This window comes from Paraburkholderia lebeckiae, assembly GCF_050436325.1.
In the GTDB taxonomy this organism is placed as follows: Bacteria; Pseudomonadota; Gammaproteobacteria; order Burkholderiales; family Burkholderiaceae; genus Paraburkholderia; species Paraburkholderia tuberum.
The window spans coordinates 2,252,687-2,270,990 of the sequence record NZ_JBNDLZ010000002.1; the positions used below are offsets into that span (position 1 = coordinate 2,252,687).

The 18,304-nt window shown below is 61.0% G+C and carries 18 protein-coding genes and 2 pseudogenes; 12 read left to right on the forward strand and 8 right to left on the reverse strand.

Translation table 11 applies throughout. The features are described from left to right. Nucleotides 1–534: 534 nt before the first annotated feature. Nucleotides 535–1,410 carry an alpha/beta fold hydrolase gene (locus OKW44_RS13520; protein WP_018423871.1) on the forward strand — a complete coding sequence of 292 codons (876 nt, stop codon included), beginning with the start codon at nucleotides 535–537 and terminating at the stop codon, nucleotides 1,408–1,410. A gap of 90 nt (nucleotides 1,411–1,500) precedes the next feature. Here OKW44_RS13520 and OKW44_RS13525 read toward each other — a convergent pair whose 3' ends face one another. Continuing rightward, the gene (locus OKW44_RS13525) at nucleotides 1,501–3,480 is read right to left on the reverse strand and encodes an acid phosphatase (RefSeq protein ID WP_018423870.1); all 1,980 of its coding nucleotides are present in this window, start codon (nucleotides 3,478–3,480) and stop codon (nucleotides 1,501–1,503) included. 545 nt (nucleotides 3,481–4,025) lie between these two features. Next, nucleotides 4,026–4,307: a DUF4148 domain-containing protein gene (locus OKW44_RS13530; RefSeq protein WP_018423868.1), complete on the reverse strand. Its 282-nt coding sequence runs from the start codon at nucleotides 4,305–4,307 to the stop codon at nucleotides 4,026–4,028. A gap of 853 nt (nucleotides 4,308–5,160) precedes the next feature. Here OKW44_RS13530 and OKW44_RS13535 point away from each other — a divergent pair. Together OKW44_RS13535 and OKW44_RS13540 are read left to right on the forward strand one after the other, a co-directional pair. Further along, nucleotides 5,161–5,814, forward strand: a pseudogene (locus OKW44_RS13535) (peroxiredoxin); the annotation flags it as partial. A 61-nt stretch (nucleotides 5,815–5,875) separates the two neighbouring features. Beyond that, a complete protein-coding gene (locus OKW44_RS13540; protein WP_018423865.1) occupies nucleotides 5,876–6,943 on the forward strand; it encodes a rhodanese-like domain-containing protein in 1,068 nt (355 codons plus the stop codon). A gap of 33 nt (nucleotides 6,944–6,976) precedes the next feature. Here the strand turns inward: OKW44_RS13540 and OKW44_RS13545 are convergent, their stop codons facing one another. Further along, nucleotides 6,977–7,561 carry a DMT family transporter gene (locus tag OKW44_RS13545; protein WP_026226418.1) on the reverse strand — a complete coding sequence of 195 codons (585 nt, stop codon included), beginning with the start codon at nucleotides 7,559–7,561 and terminating at the stop codon, nucleotides 6,977–6,979. 292 nt (nucleotides 7,562–7,853) lie between these two features. On the opposite strand from OKW44_RS13545, the gene OKW44_RS13550 reads away from it, so the two are divergent. Continuing rightward, nucleotides 7,854–8,471 (forward strand): dihydrofolate reductase family protein, encoded by a 618-nt coding sequence (locus OKW44_RS13550; protein ID WP_018423863.1) that lies wholly within the window; start codon nucleotides 7,854–7,856, stop codon nucleotides 8,469–8,471. 36 nt (nucleotides 8,472–8,507) lie between these two features. Here the strand turns inward: OKW44_RS13550 and OKW44_RS13555 are convergent, their stop codons facing one another. Beyond that, entirely contained in the window at nucleotides 8,508–9,452 is a 945-nt protein-coding gene (locus OKW44_RS13555) for a LysR family transcriptional regulator (RefSeq protein ID WP_018423862.1), read from the reverse strand. Between the two features lie 173 nt (nucleotides 9,453–9,625). Between OKW44_RS13555 and OKW44_RS13560 the strand changes: the two genes are divergently transcribed. Next, nucleotides 9,626–10,843 carry an FAD-dependent monooxygenase gene (locus OKW44_RS13560; RefSeq protein WP_026226417.1) on the forward strand — a complete coding sequence of 406 codons (1,218 nt, stop codon included), beginning with the start codon at nucleotides 9,626–9,628 and terminating at the stop codon, nucleotides 10,841–10,843. A 313-nt stretch (nucleotides 10,844–11,156) separates the two neighbouring features. Here the strand turns inward: OKW44_RS13560 and OKW44_RS13565 are convergent, their stop codons facing one another. Beyond that, nucleotides 11,157–11,492 carry a hypothetical protein gene (locus tag OKW44_RS13565; protein WP_018423860.1) on the reverse strand — a complete coding sequence of 112 codons (336 nt, stop codon included), beginning with the start codon at nucleotides 11,490–11,492 and terminating at the stop codon, nucleotides 11,157–11,159. 263 nt (nucleotides 11,493–11,755) lie between these two features. On the opposite strand from OKW44_RS13565, the gene OKW44_RS13570 reads away from it, so the two are divergent. Then, entirely contained in the window at nucleotides 11,756–12,940 is a 1,185-nt protein-coding gene (locus OKW44_RS13570; protein ID WP_018423859.1) for a TIGR03118 family protein, read from the forward strand. 150 nt (nucleotides 12,941–13,090) lie between these two features. Here the strand turns inward: OKW44_RS13570 and OKW44_RS13575 are convergent, their stop codons facing one another. Both OKW44_RS13575 and OKW44_RS13580 read right to left on the reverse strand, forming a co-directional pair. Then, nucleotides 13,091–13,393 (reverse strand): VF_A0006 family four-cysteine protein, encoded by a 303-nt coding sequence (locus tag OKW44_RS13575; protein WP_018423858.1) that lies wholly within the window; start codon nucleotides 13,391–13,393, stop codon nucleotides 13,091–13,093. 83 nt (nucleotides 13,394–13,476) lie between these two features. Beyond that, complete coding sequence (locus OKW44_RS13580) at nucleotides 13,477–14,214, reverse strand: transporter substrate-binding domain-containing protein (RefSeq protein WP_018423857.1); 738 nt, start codon at nucleotides 14,212–14,214, stop codon at nucleotides 13,477–13,479. 304 nt (nucleotides 14,215–14,518) lie between these two features. Here OKW44_RS13580 and OKW44_RS13585 point away from each other — a divergent pair, with 304 nt between their 5' ends. From OKW44_RS13585 to OKW44_RS13610, 6 genes and pseudogenes are all read left to right on the forward strand, one after another. Beyond that, on the forward strand, nucleotides 14,519–15,100 hold the full coding sequence (locus tag OKW44_RS13585) for an RNA polymerase sigma factor (protein WP_026226416.1): 582 nt from the start codon (nucleotides 14,519–14,521) through the stop codon (nucleotides 15,098–15,100). Between the two features lie 12 nt (nucleotides 15,101–15,112). After that, nucleotides 15,113–15,421, forward strand: coding sequence for a hypothetical protein (locus OKW44_RS13590; protein WP_018423854.1), 309 nt, complete (start codon nucleotides 15,113–15,115; stop codon nucleotides 15,419–15,421). A 2-nt stretch (nucleotides 15,422–15,423) separates the two neighbouring features. Next, nucleotides 15,424–15,720, forward strand: a complete 297-nt coding sequence (locus OKW44_RS13595) for a 4Fe-4S dicluster domain-containing protein (RefSeq protein WP_018423853.1) — start codon at nucleotides 15,424–15,426, stop codon at nucleotides 15,718–15,720. A 93-nt stretch (nucleotides 15,721–15,813) separates the two neighbouring features. Beyond that, complete coding sequence (locus OKW44_RS13600; RefSeq protein WP_018423852.1) at nucleotides 15,814–16,530, forward strand: O-methyltransferase; 717 nt, start codon at nucleotides 15,814–15,816, stop codon at nucleotides 16,528–16,530. A gap of 193 nt (nucleotides 16,531–16,723) precedes the next feature. Next, nucleotides 16,724–16,927 (forward strand): annotated as a pseudogene (locus tag OKW44_RS13605) (DinB family protein); the annotation flags it as partial. Next, nucleotides 16,887–17,273 (forward strand): hypothetical protein, encoded by a 387-nt coding sequence (locus OKW44_RS13610; RefSeq protein WP_018423850.1) that lies wholly within the window; start codon nucleotides 16,887–16,889, stop codon nucleotides 17,271–17,273. The pseudogene OKW44_RS13605 and the gene OKW44_RS13610, both read left to right, overlap by 41 nt. A gap of 85 nt (nucleotides 17,274–17,358) precedes the next feature. On the opposite strand, the gene OKW44_RS13615 is transcribed toward OKW44_RS13610, so the two are convergent. After that, entirely contained in the window at nucleotides 17,359–17,970 is a 612-nt protein-coding gene (locus OKW44_RS13615) for a TetR/AcrR family transcriptional regulator (RefSeq protein ID WP_018423849.1), read from the reverse strand. Nucleotides 17,971–18,304: the final 334 nt, after the last annotated feature.

Below are 18,304 nucleotides of genomic sequence, written 5' to 3' on the forward strand. Positions count from 1 at the left end.
GCCCGGATACCGGCACCTACCCGCTCTATCCAGCTATCCTCAGTTCAAAGAGTTCGAAGTGGTAAAGGCTGTCAAGCAAAGATCAGGCGAAACACGTCGCGATACGGCCTGCGCTCCGGCAACTTAGGGCGCTGTCTCTCCCCGACGCGACGCGCCCGTCAAGGCGCCCATGGAGTGAATGATGTTGCGCAGAACCAGTTCCTGGTTTGTGCGTTACACGCCCCGCGCGCACGCTCGCGCGTAAAGCGATCGGCGTTTCTGTCACTGCGATAAGTTTCCCGAACGACGGCTCTCGGTCTGCTATGAGACGATGGCCGATGACGTTTTGAACGACCAGGCGTCGCCGAGATTGGTTGGAGATGCGCGTCAACATCGCACGGATGGCGGCCGGATCCAAAGAAACTGGCCAGTCCGTTAGCAAGCGCAGCAATCAGCACGAAAAACGCATCCATACATGGCCGGAGACCGGCCTCTGATTAAACTGGTCCTCAATATCTACCGCGTGATTCGTATGAAGGCCAAATTGGAAAGGCAATGACGAAGACGATACGCTGCCAGTGGGACAGTGGAGAGATCGCGCTGGACGTGGATGAGGCCGGCAGCGGCGCTTCGGTCGTCCTCCTGCCGGCCCTGAGTACGATTTCCACGCGCCTGGAGATGCGCCCGCTGCTCGACTTGCTCGCGCCTCAGTTTCACGTGACGACGGTTGATTGGCCGGGGTTCGGCGATCAGGGGCGGCCAAAGGAAGAATGGTCGCCGGAGCTTCTCTCGGAGTTTCTTAACTGGTTTTTAAGCGACTTCGTGGCACCACCGCACGCCATTGTGGCGGCCGGACATGCAGCCACCTATGCGCTTTACCAGGCCGTCTTGCGGTCAGGTACCGTTGATCGCCTGGTCCTCATCGCACCGACGTGGCGCGGCCCGTTGCCGACGATGATGGGTGGCCAGCGGGCCTGGTTCTCCCGTGTGCGCTCTGCCATTGATCACCCCCTCGCTGGCCCGCTTCTCTACCGGCTCAACGTCAGCCGCCATGTCATCACCATGATGGCGAGAGAACACGTTTACAGCGATCCTGACTGGCTTGGCGGCGATCGTCTCGCGGCCAAACTCGCCGTCACCCGTGCACCCGGAGCCCGGCACAGTTCGGTACGCTTTGTGACCGGTGCGCTAGACCGGGTCGCCAACCGTGCGGCGTTCCTTGATCTTGCGCGCCGAGCCAACATTCCGATCCTCGTGATCTACGGCGATCAGACGCCGCCGAAATCGCGTGTCGAAATGGAAGCGTTAGGACAATTGCCAAATGTTCAGGTTGAATGGGTCATGAAGGGCAAGCTCGCGATTCACGAAGAGTTTCCAGAAATCGTCTCCATTGCCATCAGGCGGTTTTTGACGAAGGAATCGCCGCTTTAGACGATCAACGACAGACGGGCATAGCCAGACGCTCCGCATTACAGACAGCGAGTTATCCGGGCATCGCATAGCCACGCCAATATGGCCGGATTACGAATCGATGTGCACCGACACGCCGGTCGACAAATAGACCGGCGTCGCCTTGTGGCCGTCGACCGTGATCGTCGTGAACTGCTTCGTCGCCCCGTTGCCATCGATCAGATCGATGGTGTCGCTGACCTTGGGCGCATAGCCGCTCACGAACTTCACGTGTAGCGTGCCGCCGGCGATGGTCAGCTGATTACCAACGTGCAGTTGGCCGGCGCCTTTACCGTCAATGTCGAGCTCGAGTGTCGTGCCGGCGAGCTGCGTGTACTTGCCGACGATAGACACGGGCGACGCCGCCGCGATGGTGATGCCACCCGCACCCACATACACGTCGCCCGTGCCGAACGCATTCGGAGAATCGGCCTCGAGCACGCCGCCACTTACCTGCGAGCCGCCCGACCAGGTGTTGTTGCCGCCGAGCTTCAATGTTCCGCTACCCTGCAGCGTCAACTTCCCTGCGCCGGCAATGTCGTTGCGCCACAGATCCGACGCGTTGAATCCGCCCTGAGACGCATCCATCGAAACGATGACGCTGCCATGGAACGCACCATATCCGTCCCCGGCTGCAAACATGTTGAGGCGGCCCCACCCTTCCGCATCGTCCATGACCGGATAGCCGGAAGGAAGCTCGGTCGTTTTGAGCACCACGCGGCGCTGCTCAGCGCTCAGATACGGAAAGCGCGTCTCCAGTAACACCTCCGCACCCTTCGGCACAACGGGAGGCGCATTGGTCGATTCGATCGGAGCAAAGCCGAACGTCATACGGCGAGTGAAGTCCGCTTTGTTCGTCGCGTAGTCGGCGAAGCGGTCCGTCGCTGCCGTGCCGGAGTGGGCGAAAGCAGCGAAGCTCGTCGAATTGGTATTCGTCGACTGCATCAGGGCCGTGTGCGCCTGGCTAAATGCGGCGCTCTTCAAGGTGGCGTTGCTCGGATCGGAAAGATTCGCGGCAGTCGCCGCAAGTGCAAACATTCGACCAGCAATGACGTCGAGCGGCGAATGCATACCGGCGAAAATGCGGTTTTCGCCAAGTTCGAGGCCGCGGCTCGCCATCTCCTGGAACCGCTCCGGCAGCACGTAGGCCATCGTCATCGCGTCGCGCATGGCCTCCGCCTCGTGACCGCTGATAAATCCGCCATCGGTCGAAGGCGTAGTGCTCTCGGCAGGCACCAGAGTCGGATCCACCACGACACTCGTGCTCCAGCGGTATGGCCGCGCGTATTTGTAGAAGCGCTTGGCCGGCTCGGTGGACGCGTTGTTGCCCATGATGTTGAGCAGGTCGACAACTTGGCCGAAACTGGTGTTGCCGCCACTGCTGCCGACGCCGATGTTGTTGCCGTTGTCGTTGTACAGAACGGTCGTCGCATCCGCCGGAATCGACGTGATGGTCGTTACCTGCTGTGCCCCCGCGCGCCACGCATTGGTGAGCGGTCCCATGCCATCGGTCACGCTATAACCTTTGCCGCGCCGGTCGTCGTAGTAGGCTGCGTCGGCCTGTGCCTGAGTTCGGTTGGTCGTCTCGGTGACCACGAATTGAATGTTCGCGGCATGGACGGCACTGTTCACGACAGCCCCACCCGGCGTACCGTCATTGGGTAGTCCTGTCCACGTGGACTGCACGACAGCCGGAAAGGAACCATTGGCGGGCGCGGAGACGCCCGCATCGACGATCTCGGTCAACGGTTGCCAGATGTCGAGGAATCGCGAGACGACACGCACGCCCGCATTCGTGGCGAGCGTCGCATATCGCGCATCGCCGCGCTGGTTTGTCGCAATCGTGTCGACGAACGCGGGCACGTCGGGGATTGCGGCGTTGTCGACAAAACCGGGGTCGGCAGGGGGCGCCGGGATCGAGGCCGTCGCCGTCGTCGAAGTGTTCGAGGCGGTCGGCGTAGAAGAATCATTGCTACCACCGCACGCGGCTAGTGCCACCACGCTTGCGAGCACCGTGAGGCGCAGCGGGAGAGGGACGCGAAAATGAGGCATCACGAGACTTTCTTGTGGTTGTTGGTCGCGTCGGATTGTGCGGGTGAATTATGACCGCATTGTTGCGACTGATTACGCGGTATCGGATATCGTGGCGCGATTCGCAGGAATCCCGGAAGAGCCGGTGGTGGAAGCTGCCACGCAGCTGCGCTAATCAATACATGAGTACATGCGTCCCGGACGTGTGATCGCAGAACTCCTCAGTATTTGATTGCGGATCATCCACATTCGCGAAGCATGCGAAAGGTTTCATTTCGCGAGGTATTGATGCAATGTCGATTCGGAACGCCAACCACGGGGCGATGCTTTAACGGACAATCGTTTCGCGTGAGCCTAAATCCACCCCTTTACCGTCGCCACTCGCCAGACGACAAACATGACGAGGCCCACCGACGCAGCGGTCAATAGAATGAACTCAATCGAGCGCACTAGCTTTTTCATATCGACGTTGGATCGGACGAGCGACGTCCGTATGAGAACCGGAAATTAGGCCTGTGGAAGTATCGAAACGCGCTTGTATGGAATGTCGAACGCTCACCAGCACTTCAGTGATGCGAGAAAAGCGCGTTATCTGAGGGCGTTGCGAAGGAAAGGCGATGTCCGGATTGCGAATTCACCGCCGGCCCTGAACCGTAGTCGTTATTCGCGTGTGCTTGCCGCGGGCTGCCCTCGTCCGGATAGTGCACTTTCGACTGATGGAGCGTGCCGTTCTGTTCCGCCTGGATGACCTTTGCTTCCACCTCGGAGCGAGTGAGGGGCTGCGCCGACGAGAGCGCTGGAATGGCGATTGTGGTTGCAAGGATTGCATGAGCGATAAGTACTTTCATGAGATGGCTCCTTGGTGAATAGGCAAATTTCGATGGATAGAATGGACCACGCTAGCTGCATTGAAAGCGAGTCGTTCTTCACGCTGAGGTGGACCGCGAACAGATAGCGATCGACGGGGTGCCCGCTATTCAGTGCGTGGATATGAAGGTACGCCCTGCAACCTTAAAAGGCGCTTATCCCGTCTCCGAAAAATGCGCGGCGTTCGCCAGACATGTTCCGACCGTTTATCGATAAAGGCGATCTGGCAGTCGTCTTTGACGAACCGGCTTCGCCTGTCTCGCCAGGCACTGCGGACTGACCCGCCGCAATCGCGAATATCCACACCCCGCCGCCAAACCGGGCCATCATGGCGAGCATTCAGCAGATGTTTTTCGAGCGGACGGAAGCTGCGTTTGTTGCAAGCGCTTCAGTACCGCACGCTCCGACGCGCCTCGCCGGGTTCGTGCAAAGCATCAAACCGCGCTCGGACTCGGTCACGCCAGGGCCGGTAAATCTGTGCGCTATCGAACACACGCCGACGCGTCGAATGTCCATGATTTTCCGGTAAACGTCCCCCAAGCCGTTCCGGAGTGGCCAAGCCGGACTGATTTCGATGGGTGTCAGCATGGCTTGTGCGTAACGCGCTATATTTGAACTCTCACTGCGCGATGCGGCAACGCTCGTATTCGCCCGACAGGCGGCGATCTCGAGCTTCTTCAGCACGGCGATGCTCTACTTGCCGCGAAAGCTTCATCTATCGTTGTGAGCGTTAGTGATTTTTCGATCCCCGAGATTAACCGGGCTCGTGTTGGACCGTTGCAGACAGGCCTGGCTCGGGTCTTCCGCTTAACCACGACTTCACAGGACGGCAATATGTCACTTCGTATCAATGACACCGCGCCCAACTTCACCGCGCGGACCACGCAGGGCACCATCGATTTCCACGACTGGATCGGCGACAAATGGGCGGTCCTGTTCTCTCATCCGAAAGACTTCACGCCGGTTTGCACGACTGAACTGGGGTACATGGCGAAGATCGAGCCGGAGTTCACCAAGCGCAACGCGAAGCTGATCGGGTTGTCGGTCGATCCGGTCGAAGACCACGAAAAATGGGCCGCGGACATCGAGGAAACGCAGGGCGCCGCCGTCAAATACCCGATGATCGGCGACACCGACCTCGCGATCGCCAAGCTGTACAACATGCTGCCGGCCGACGCGGGCGATACCAGCGAGGGCCGCACAGCCGCGACCAACGCGACCGTGCGCTCGGTCTTCATCATCGGTCCCGACAAGAAGATCAAGCTGACGCTGACCTACCCGATGAGCACCGGCCGCAACTTCGATGAAATCCTGCGTGTGCTCGATTCGATCCAACTGACCGCCAAACACAGGGTCGCGACGCCGGTCAACTGGAAGCAGGGCGAAGACGTGATCATCACGTCCGCGGTCAGCAACGAAGAGGCGCAGCAGATTTTCCCTGGTTTCAAGACCATCAAACCGTATCTGCGCACCACCAAGCAACCCGGGCTGACAGATGTGGCACGGCGGCCGCTTGCGGCCGCCTCGCCGACCTTCCTAAGGGATACAGATGATTTTTCGTCAGCTGTTCGATCCTGCTTCGTCGACCTACACGTACTTACTCGGCGATAGCGGCGAGGCGGTGCTCATCGACCCCGTCTACGAGCAGGTGCCGCGCGATCAGGCGCTGCTGCGGGAGCTGGGCCTATGGCTGCTCACGACGCTCGATACCCACGTGCACGCTGATCACGTAACCGGCGCATGGCGCATGCGTTTGCGTTGCGGCAGCGAGATCGGGCTTGCCGGGGTCGTCGAGGCGAAAGGCGTCACGCGACCGCTCGCACATGGCGATCGGATCGACTTCGGCACGCGTCATCTGACCGTGCGTGCAACGCCTGGCCATACGAACGGCTGCCTGACCTATGTGCTCGACGATCTGAGCATGGCCTTTACCGGCGACAGCCTGCTGATTCGCGGCTGTGGCCGCACCGATTTCCAGCAGGGCAGTCCGCAGCAGTTGTTCGCGTCCGTGCGCGAGCAGATCCTGTCACTGCCGGACGACTGCCTCCTCTATCCCGCGCACGATTATCGCGGCATCACGGTGACGAGCGTGACTGAGGAGCGGCGCTTCAATCCGCGTCTGGGCGGCGACGTCGACGTCGGCGATTTCGCCGGGTACATGAACAACCTGAATTTGCCGCATCCGAAGCAGATGGCTGTCGCGGTGCCCGCAAACATGCGTTGCGGGCAGCCGGAAAGCGGCGCCGAAGTTGCGACCGAAACGCCGGATTGGGCACCGTTGACGCTGCGCTTTAGCGGCGTGTGGGAAATCGAGCCGATGGCGCTGCTCGAGCATGGCGCCGCGTTTCAGATCGTCGATGTGCGCGAGGCGCCCGAGTTCATCGATCGTTTGGGTCATCTGCCGGGCGCGAAGCTGGTGCCGCTGTCGCAATTGACAGGGCGGCTCGATGAACTGGAGCGCGAGCGGCCGGTGGTCGCGGTGTGCCGGTCCGGCGTGCGCTCGGCGCAGGCAAGCGTGTTGCTGACGAAGGCGGGGTTCGGCAAGGTGGCGAATCTTGCCGGTGGGATGCTGCGGTGGAGGACGGAGGGGTTGCCGGTTGCGTCGGATAGTGTTTGAGGGGGGCTTCGGCGCTTCGGAACCCCCACAAGCTCAGCCTTGGCCTTGGCGACAGCCTAGACCTTGTCCCAAAGCCGCGCCAGCCTTCGAATAGCCAGCGCTCCGTTGCGCCGGCCGCGTGACCAGCCAGATCTTCCCGCATACGACCACCAGCGCGACGAGATTCTTCAATTCCATGATGTTCTCGTCCAGACATATCGCGGATAGCACGGTACCGAACACGGGCACCAGGAAATTGAAAACGGTGACTTTGCCAACCTGGTTATATTTCAGCAGAAGACTCCACAAGCGCCGAGCATATTGAATGGCCGTTTGCGTGAAACCCAATCGCATCAACTGTCCGCTATGGCGCCGATTCAAATCGAAAACAGGCTTCTTCGACAGGGTAGCAAGAATCAACAACGACAGTCCCGCGAGCACGAACCGGTAGCCCGCTGAGATCAGCTTTGAAGGAATATCGTTTTGCGTGATTCCGAGCAACGCATAGCCGATTTTAATTCCTGGGTACGAACTGCCCCACAGCAGGCAGCATACGGTCGCCGCAATGACGAGCACTTTCGGTTGGGTGAATAACCGCGCGGAATCGCGCGATCCGGTTGTTGCTGAAGGTACGGACATGTTTCTGGTGATGTTGTCCATCGGCCATCGAACGAAATGCCACGGGCGACCGGACGTTACGCCGGCTGCTATGTCCGCATCACTGTGTCGGGCGATCTTCCGACCATGCGCTGGCGAGTGGTGCGCACCTTCACACCTGCGGCGCAGGCACCCGTGGGTCCAGTCATTGTGCGCCGATCGCGCGATGCTCGCTCGCGCGGCTTCACCCGGTGCGGACGTCGATTGTCGATCCGCACGCGACTCGTTCGTCGTATAGATTGAACCGATCAGGTTCATCGACCAGGAGCACATCATGCGCAAGCACATCGTTTCCATGTCCCTCAGTCTGGATGGCGTCGCTCAATCCCCCGGCGCGCCCGAGGAGGATGCCAGTGGTGATTTTCGTTTGGGTGGCTGGATCGTCCCTTACGCCGACGAAGCGGTCGGCGCCAGTGTGCACCATCTGCTCGCGCAGCCGTTCGAGTTGCTGCTAGGGCGTTGCACGTACGACATATTCGCGTCTTATTGGCCATATGTACCGGCCGATTCACGCAACCGCGACATGGCCGACCAGTTCAATCAGGTCCGCAAGCACGTGGCCACGCATCGATCCGATACGCTCGATTGGCACAACAGTCATGCGCTGACCGGAGACCTTGCCGACGCGATACGCGCACTGAAACTTCAGGACGGTGCCGATCTATTGACGTTCGGCAGCGGCGACATGGTGCGCCAACTGCTGGCGGCGGGCCTCGTGGATGAACTCCAACTCCTGATTTATCCCGTCATCCTCGGGCACGGCAAACGCCTGTTCGGCAACGACGCGCAAGCGTCCGCCTTCACGCTGGCACACGCGACCAGCACCCCCAGCGGCGTGCTGATCACGCGCTACACCCGCAACGGCGAAGTCCGAACCGGAACGTTCGAGTAAGCGCGAAGCTTCCGATCGACGCGTACAAACGGAGGCCTATTTCTTCCTCACGTCCCGCGCTCGCCTGCCGCGCGCCACGGTATCGGCGAACAGGTCGATCACGACCTCGCGCAGCCAGCGATTGCCTTCATCCTGATGGACGCGCTCGTGCCACAACAAATGGATCGGCGCGGCGGGCAGCGTCATCGGCAGCGCGCGCAGGCTGAGCGAGAACGGCGTGGCCAACTCCAGAGCGAGGCGCTCGGGCACCGTGGCGATCAGGTCGGTACGTTGCAGGATGTAGCCGACGCTCATGAAGTGCGGCACCGTCAGTCGCACCTGACGCCGCACGCCGCGCCGTTTCAGCCACTCGTCCACTTGACCGTGGCCGGTGCCGGCCGACACCACCACCAGATGCTCAGCTTCGCGCCACGCGGAAAGCGTGAGCGGCGCGTCCTCGAGTGGGTGAGCGCGTCTGAACAGACAGACGTAGCGCTGATCGAACAGACGCCGCTGATAGAAACCCCCCTTCAACTGCGGCAACAGACCGATCGCCAGGTCGACCCGGCCATCGGCCATTTCGTTGCTCAGATTGACGCTCGCATTGCGCACCGTATTCATCGCGATGCCTGGCGCGACGCGCGACAATCGTTCCAGCAATGCGGGCAAAAACACGACTTCGCCGATGTCGGTCATGCCGATCGTCATCGTTCGCATCTCGCGCAGCGGATCGAAGCCCGTCACCGGATTGAGCGCGGCGTGCAAGGTGGCGAGCGCCTGCGAGACCGGTTCCGCGAGACGCAGCGCGAACGGGGTAGGCACCACGCCGCCCGGCGCCCGCACGAACAGCGGATCACCCAGCAGGCGGCGCAGCTTCGCGAGCGCATTGCTGACGCCCGGCTGGCTCATGTTCATTTGCTCGGCGACGCTCGCCACGCGCCGCTCCTGCATCAGCCGCTGGAACAGCAGCAGCAGGTTGAGATCGAGATCGCTCAGTTCCATGGCTTCGGCATGACCTAAGGTCATTCATTTCAGTGATGAAGAAGATTTATTTCATCTTATTGAGCAATGACCGTCTAGTGCTGAAAATACCAACACGGTATCCGCATGCGACGCGCCGGGCGCGCGTTCCAGAGTGGCCCGAATCGATAAACCCGCATATCGGAGACACAATCATGAACCGGATGGATCTGAGCATCGCGATCGTCGGCGCCGGCATCGGCGGCCTTACGCTGGCGCTCGCACTACGCGAACATGGCATCGATGCGCAACTCTACGAGCAGACCGATGAGTTGCGCGAAGTGGGCGCGGCCGTCGCACTGTCGGCCAACGCGACGCGCTTTTACGAGCGCATGGGGCTACGCTCCGCGTTCGAAAACGTGTGCGCCGAAGTACCCGGGCTCATTTATCGTGATGGCCGCAGCGGCAGCGTCATTGGACATCATCGCGGCATGCCCAGCTATCGCGAGCAGTTCGGCGGCTCGTACTGGGGCGTTCATCGCGCCGATCTGCAGGCGGTGCTGTCGAAGGCGGTTGGTCTCGAGCACATCGAGCTCAGCCATCGGCTGGTCGACCTCGTGCAGCATCCCGAGCGCGTGAGTCTCGCGTTCGACAACGGTCGGCGCATCGATGCCGATCTCGTGATCGGCGCCGACGGCGCACGCTCGATTACGCGACGCTGGATGCTCGGCTACGACGACGTGCTGTATTCCGGTTGCTCGGGCTTTCGTGGCATCGTGCCGGCCGAGCGCATGGACCTGTTGCCCGATCCGGAGACGATCCAGTTCTGGGTCGGGCCGGGCGGCCATCTGCTGCATTATCCGATCGGCGACAAGGGCGATCAGAACTTCCTGCTGGTCGAGCGTCATCCGTCGCCGTGGCCGTCGCGCGACTGGGTCATGCCGTCGACCGAAGGCGAGCAGTTGCGCCTGTTCAAGGACTGGCATCCGGCCGTCGTGCAGATGATCACGGCCGTGCCGATCAGTCAGCGCTGGGGCCTGTTTCACCGTCCGCCGCTCGGCCGCTGGAGCAAGGGCCGCGTAACGCTGATCGGCGATGCCGCGCATGCGCTCGTGCCGCATCACGGCCAGGGCGCCAACCAGTCGATCGAGGATGCCGTGGTGCTGGCCGCGCAACTCGCCAAGGCGGGCCCAGGCAATTGGCGAGAAGCGCAGGAAGCCTACGAGCGTCTGCGCCGAGGCCGCACGCGCAAAGTGCAGTACGCGTCGATCAGCACCGCGGACGTGCTGCATCTGCCGGACGGCCCAGCCGCGCAGGAACGCAACGCGCGGCTAGGGGCGCGCGACAGCATGCTGCATCACCTCGACTGGATTCACGATTTCGATGCGCTCGCGCAAGAGCCGAGCGCGCGGCAAGGGGGCACGTGGCTTTGAGCCTCTCCATGAGGCTTCAATAGGGAGGCGGTGGGCCGCATGCGAGTGACCGGCAACGCGCGACCTACCTGCTCTGCGGCTTCTGATGCGAGCCGTAAATCCTGGGAGTTCACGCGTTGCCTGGAAACCCGGCGCGTAATTCCCGGTGGAGAAGTGTCGAATAGCGACCGTATGAAACCGCGTAGATCGGTCGCATTAGCTAGTGCCTGATATCCGGGAAACTGCGCGTCGGTCGCAGTTACATCTACCTCGCTGCGATTGGAGCGCTCCGTGCTTGCGCTGATTCGCGGCTCACGGTCATTTTTACCAGCTGTTAATGGCCGTTAGCGGCTGGCGACACCACGCTCGGGGTCGCTAGCGTGTTGTTGCTCTTGGGAGCGGCGGTGGTGTCAGACGTCGAGCTGCTATCGTTGCTCGGCAGGCCCGAGTTCGGCGCCTTGGCGCCCATGCCGCTGCCCGTGTTGGTGGTGCCTGGCATGCCGTAGCCGCCCGTTGTTGCGCCGTTCATCTGGTTCGACGGACTAGCCGTGCTGCCGGCTGTGCCGGTCGAACCGCTGCCGCTCTGGCCTCCGGCCGCCTGCGCATAAGCGCCGCCCGACAGCGAGAGTGCGGCGACGGCCGCGACTAGTGTGATGGTTGCCTTGCTCATGATCCGCCCCTCCTTAATTGGACTGGAAGATAGACGCAGACAGTTGCCGCCTGCGCTACAGGAATGTCGCAAACAGCGTGCCGCGTGCTTTTGTAGGTAGCGAAGCGATCGGCGGCGCACGGAGTGGCGGTCGTGGGGGGCGAATCCAGCCATTGGATCTCACGAGACCTGCCGCGAAATAAGCCGCTCTCCGCCGGAATAAACCCCGCGACGTTCTCGTTCATTGACCGTTAGGTCCTTTGGGCAGAACAAGGAGTGCGGTCATGAAGTCTCTACTCGCTATATTCGGCGTCGTTGCATGCGGCGCGGCCATCGCGACTCTGATGTCATGCGGCGGCGGTGGCGGCGGTGGCTCGAGTTCGAGCAGCGCGAACCCACCCGTCCAGTCGTCATTCGCAGCGACGGCCCTCGTATCCGATGGCGCGGTGCCCGCTGCACACACCGACGCAAATCTGAAAAACGCTTGGGGCGTGGCCTTCAATCCCAAAGGTTTCGTCTGGGTCGCGGACAACGGCACCGACGTCGCGACGCTCTATGACGGCAATGGCGTGCCGCAATCGCTGGTCGTCACGATACCCGACGGCAAGAACGGCTCCGCATCGCCCACGGGCATCGTTTTCAATGGAACACAAAGCTTCCGCGTCACGGAAAACGGCAAGTCTGGAGTCGCTGCATTCATCTTCGCGGGCGAAGGCGGCACCATCACCGCGTGGGCGCCCGCCGTAGGGCCGACCAATGCGTTCGTCATGTACGACGACGGTACGGGCGGTGCCGTCTACAAGGGTCTCGCGCTCGCCGCGATGAACAACGGCAACTTCCTCTATGCGACGGACTTCCATAACAACAAGATCGACGTCTTCGATACCTCGTTCACGAAGGTCGCGATGCCCGGCGCCTTCACGGACCCGGCGATTCCAGCCGGCTTCGCGCCGTTCGGCATTCAGGCGATCGGCTCGAATCTGTTCGTCACCTACGCGATGCAAGACGCAGCCAAACACGACGATGTCCCGGGCGCGGGGCTCGGCATGGTCGATGTGTACGACACCGCGGGCAACCTGAAGCAACGCTTCGCGACAGGCGGTTCGTTGAACGCGCCGTGGGGCATTGCGCAAGCGCCCGGGAACTTCGGCTCGATGAGCGGCGCAATACTGATCGGCAATTTCGGCGATGGCATGATCAATGCGTTCAACGCGTCGAGCGGTCAGTCGATGGGACAGATCAGTGGACCGAACGGCAGTCCGATCGTCGAGCAGGGCGTGTGGGGTATCGCGTTCGGCAACGATCTCAGCAATCAGCCTTCCAGCACACTCTTCTTCGCGGCGGGGCCGAATGATGAAGCCGATGGCGTCTACGGAAGAATCGATCTGAATACGACGTCGAGCTCAGGCACGAACACGGGTACGAACACCGGCACAAGCGCGGGCGGCGGCATGAGCGTTGGAATGTAGCGCTAAGCGCGCAATTGAGAAGCGCCGCTCTCGAAGCGAGAACGGCGGTATTGCTTATGCGAGGCAATGTGCGCTCGAGCAGTGTGTGTGACGATCGTCAGATCCACGCGTGGTCGAGCACCAGCGATGTCAGGTCCTGACTGTCCTGACTCACATCTGATTCTGACGCCGGCATGCCCGCAATATCTGCTGAACTGCAAATGCGCCTCGCACGGTTTGCACATTCTGCAGCACACACACGTGATACGACTTTTCCCGCGGCAGAAGCAGTGCGCCATTTCTGTAAAGCGCGCTACACGAATCGTTAATCACGCGTGCCGCGAAAGTACTCTGGCTATTTCCTAGCGAACCCAGAATGCATTGATCGTAGTCTGGATTATCGGTGCCGAGCGCCAGAGCCGGAAGCGGCGTGGCGAGTGCGATCGACAGAAGCAGAGAGGCGGGCTTGATCATGAATGTGGGCGAGACGCAAGGGATATAACGATGGGCAATCGTAGCATTTTGCGGTTCGATGCAGCACCTGGCCGACGCCCGTCTTATACCCGACCCGCGAGAGCGGGATCGATCTCGTTGTGTGTCAGGCCGAATTCCGCCATGCGAGCACGATGGTCTGGCGAGCCCAGATATGAACGAAGAACTTTGTTTACCGCCTGGATCAGATCGCCGTTACTTCTATTGAACGAGAATGCCCCGAGCGGAGGCTTCTGCTGCTTGCCCTTCGTTCCCGGTTCGTGCTCGACGGCCTCGAGCATTGAGCCTCCGATCCGGTTCTCGACTATCCGATTCCCTAAGGCCGTGCTCGCATACGCATCGATGGCGCCAGAGAGAACCGCTTCGACAGCGTCGCCCTGATGCTCGAAGACGACTATTTGGTCCTCGCTTACGCCAGACGCTTTCGCTGAGTCGTGCTGCACCTGTCCGGCTATGATGCCAAGGCGCGCATCAGCGCGTTTGGCAAGCGACACGTAGCAGTCAAGCGCTTTCGGGTTTCCAGTCCGAACCAGAAAACCGTCTGCGATTCCCCATACCGGGACGCTGAACGCGACCATATTGGCGCGTTCGCGTGTGACGAACAGCGGAACGTTCATATCCCACCTGCCCGCGTCAACGCCGGGCAGGAGTTCACTAAACGACGTCAGATGATGCTCGATCCGGGTTACGCCGATCGCCCGAAGAACCGCGTCGGCCAGATCGATGTCAGCGCCCGTGGCGGTACCATCTGCTTCCGTCCAACCGAACGGGGGTTCTTCGATGTACGCAATCGTTACCTTCATCGCTGTGTCTCGTCAATTGGGAACGGCCATCAAATGCAGGGCCGAATGTTGACGATTCTACTTACATGCGCCGTTGTCGTTGCGGCGGCTCTCTCCGAAACGAACGCGGTTATGCTGGATCGGGTGTCGGTCTTATGGACGTTCGTTGAATTGCGCGGCATCGCTACGGAAACGCACCCACTTCTTGCGGTTACTTAATGGCCACAATTCTGTTCCGCACCGCCTCAAGCGAACCCGCAGTCGCGCAAGGAAAGATTTTTCGCGCTCGCCACAATATTCGCGCTCCTGAAACGTCTACAGGCGCATGGAACCGCCACCCACCTCGCACCCGATGACCGACCGAGACAGCGAGATCACCGCGACCGTGGTGCGTGAGCGCACGAGACTCGTCAATTTTATCCGGCGTCGAATACGCGACCCGGATGATGCCGAGGACATCCTGCAGGATGTGTTCCACGAATTCGTGCAGGCTTACCGGCTTCCCGCGCCGATCGAACAGGCGAGCGCGTGGCTTTTCCGTGCCGCGCGCAACCGCATCATCGATCGTTTTCGCAAGAAGAAGGAGCAGCCGCTGACCGAGGTGTCTGAGGCCGAGGACGACGCCAGCGGTGAATATCGCCTCGACCTCGCCCTGCCGGCGCACGATGCAGGCCCCGAAGCCCTCTACGCTCGCGCTGTATTGCTCAAGGCCTTGCAGGATGCGCTCGATGAGTTGCCGCCGAATCAACGTGAAGTATTTATCGCGCACGAGCTGGAGGGGCGGTCCTTCAAAGACATGGTGGCGGAAAGCGGCGTCGCGCTCAATACGCTGCTCGCGCGCAAACGCTACGCGGTCTTGCATCTGCGCGCCCGACTGCAGGCCATTTATGACGAACTGGATATATAGAGGAGTCGAGGGATGAAGTTTCGAATCAGATGCGCGGGTAAAGCGCTGCTCGTGGTGGTTGCCATAGCCGTGCTCGGGTGGGTGGTCATGACGCTATGGAATTGGGTGATTCCGGCGCTATTCGTTGGCGCCCGTGCGATCGACTTCGCGCATGCGTTGGGCCTGCTGGTTCTGAGCCGTATCCTGTTTGGCGGATTCCGCGGACACGGCGGCTGGCGCGGACGGCGTCACTGGCGCAAATGGGAAGCGATGACGCCTGAAGAACGCGAGCATTTCCGGACGGCATGGCGATCGGGCCACGACCGGCGCGTGGGAGACTGAACATGCGCGAGAAATCAACGGACGACTGCAAACAGAAGCCGGGCGTGATTGCGCCAGTCGTCGACCTGAAACGTTGCGAAGGCAAGGGCGATTGCCTGGAAGTCTGCCCCGAGAATGTGTTTGAGATCCGGCGCATCGATGAGGTCGATTATCTCGGCCTCGATTTGATGCACCGCCTCAAGCTACGCGTGCACGGAATGAAAGTCGCCTACACACCGAACGCGCACGCCTGCCGCTCGTGCGGTCTTTGCGTGACGGCATGCCCTGAACGCGCGATCAAGCTCGCCAGAACGGCATAGCGTCACGCGTTTTAAGCAAAGCGCAGCCCGTCTGGCGCAGTGGTCGGTCGTTGTCTACGTCGTCAGTATTATCGATCTCTTCAAGGAGCGCTCATGGCTTCATCAACCACGGATCTTCTGCGACAGCTTCACGAACAGAGCCAGACAGAAGTGATAGCCCGCGCACGGGCGCAATTTCAGGGATCGAGCGAGGAGTTTCTGACTCTCGCGGAGGAATACGAAACGCTCGCACCTCGACTCCGTGGACGGTTTCTCGAAACGCTCGGACTATCGAGCGAAGATTTCGAATCCTCACAAGGCACTCCTCTATCGTTAGCCGTGTCGGCGGAAACGGGACGGTTCTTACGCAACATGGTGCTTTCGCACAAGCCGGCTCGAATCCTCGAACTCGGCAGTTCCTGCGGCGTGTCCACGCTGTATTTCGCCGAGGCCCTTCGCACGTTAGGCCGTGGCATGGTTGTAGCGACTGAACTCGATGCTGTTAAGTGCGCACAACTTCGGGCCCACGTCGGAACGGCGGGCGTGGGCGCTTATGTTGAACTGCGGGAGGGCGATGTCTTCCAGACCGTTGCCGGACTGGACGGTGCTTTCGACATGGTGTTTATCGACGTATGGGCCGACGCCTATCTGGAGCTGTTCAAACAGATTGAGCGCCTGCTGCGTCCCGGATCTATCATTCTCGCCGACAATATGTACACAGCCGAGGACGCCGTTCGGCCATACAAGCACTACCTCGACGACGATCCCCGCTTTTCGACCACGACGCTGGATTTTGAATCAGGGGTCGAATTTAGAGTCGTCGTGTCATAGGCTGACGAAGAGTGGACGCCGTCCAGAATCCGGTTCATGTGCCATTCAATCTGGAAGGTTCGGCGATGCGATGTCTTGTCGACCATCCGTGGGCGATGGCGGAATAGCCTGCGCTGCACCTGTGGACAGACAGGCGTCTTGACAGGTCATTTCAGTCCATATCCCAACAAGTTGCCCTTTAGTGAGGTCATTGACGCACTTCGCGCTCGTGGAGCATGCGTGCCATTTGCGCGATCTTGACGTTGTATTCGCAGAGAGATTCAGGGCGGTTCGAACGGAACATCTTCCAATAATCGGTTCGGTAGATGGCACGGCGCTCGCCGTCGAACGGAACTATCTCGGTCAAGACCTGAAAGATGCCGTTGAAGCGTTCCGGCGTTCGAGGGGGCACTTTTGCAATCCAAAGAGAGGACGACCGATATGAAGAACGACCCGCCCGTCATTTTCATTCACGGCTTGTCGATGCGCTTGTCCGGCGTCTGGCCACATTCGACCGTGAAACGCTCGGCGCCGCGAAAGCCCAGATCAATCGTTTCGGAATGCCGACGCCTGGCGAACTCCAGTCGAGCATTGACCTGTTCTTCCCGGCCCTGGCCTCGCCAAGTGGGCAGGCCCGCCGCGCCAAGCTCCGTAGCCTGGCCTACGGCGTTCCAAGCGACTTCGAAATGAACTTCGGCAGGTACCTGCCTACGCCAGGACAGGCGGGCGACGACGGCACGGAGCCGCCCTCACCGGCGCGCTAAAGCGCTGAGTCTCTGCGCGCAAATCGTGCTGCCCCCGCCGACCTACGCATTCCCATGCAGAGCCCCCGGGGCCGCAGGCGGCGTATCAGCCATTCGACCTCCTGCGGCGCCGGCTGTCCGGCGTGACCGGGTCGTCGAGCGCATCGACGAGCGTGCGCCGCCCCGCGTCGAGGATTTCGTCGGCGAAGGCCGAATCGACGCCTGCGATCGCACGCGACAGCACGAGCGCCCCGACCATCTGACTGAACGCGGCAATCGCATCGCGACGGGTTTGTTCCGTCGTCGCGCCTTCCGTGGCGATCATGGCTGCAAGCCGGTCGAGATACGCGGCGAGGCCGCGCGCGTAGGACGCACGCGCCGCATCGGTCATCCGCGGAGCGTCGCCAGCAAAGCCGGACAACGGGCACCCTGCTTCGACGTTGTCGCGGTGCGAGGCCGACAGGTAGCGTGCCGCCTGCTTCCCGAGGCTGCCGCCGTTTGGCGAATCCGCGTAGGCTTGCATCGCCTTTTCCATGACCGCGGTGACCAACGCGTCCTTCGACTTGAAGTGGTTGTAGAAGCCGCCCTGGGTAAAACCGGCTTCCTTCATCAACTCCGTCAGCCCCACGGCATCGACTCCGCGTACCCGGAAAAGCCGCTCGGCGGCCGCGACGATCGCGCTGCGGTTCTCGGCGGCCTGCTGTCGTGACACCCCCATCGATCTCTCCCTTATACAAGCGATCGCGTCGATTAAAAAACACAATGTCGGTCACCATTGACATGCCCAAATTACGTCGACACAATGCGGCGTAGCACGATGGTGATCGACATTGACATGAGTGTAGCCGACTTTCGCGCATAACGCGAAGCAACGCCGGCGTGGCACGGATGGCAGTCCAGGTCCATCGCGGTTCTTTGATGCCGGCTGGCGGCGGACGTTGGCGCCGTTCGGCGGCGCAACGGTTCGGTACGCAAGGGCAGGTTTGTTTTCTCCGAATTTCACGCGCGCTGCGAACCGGCGCCCATGCGATTCATCATGCGAAAGGATGAGA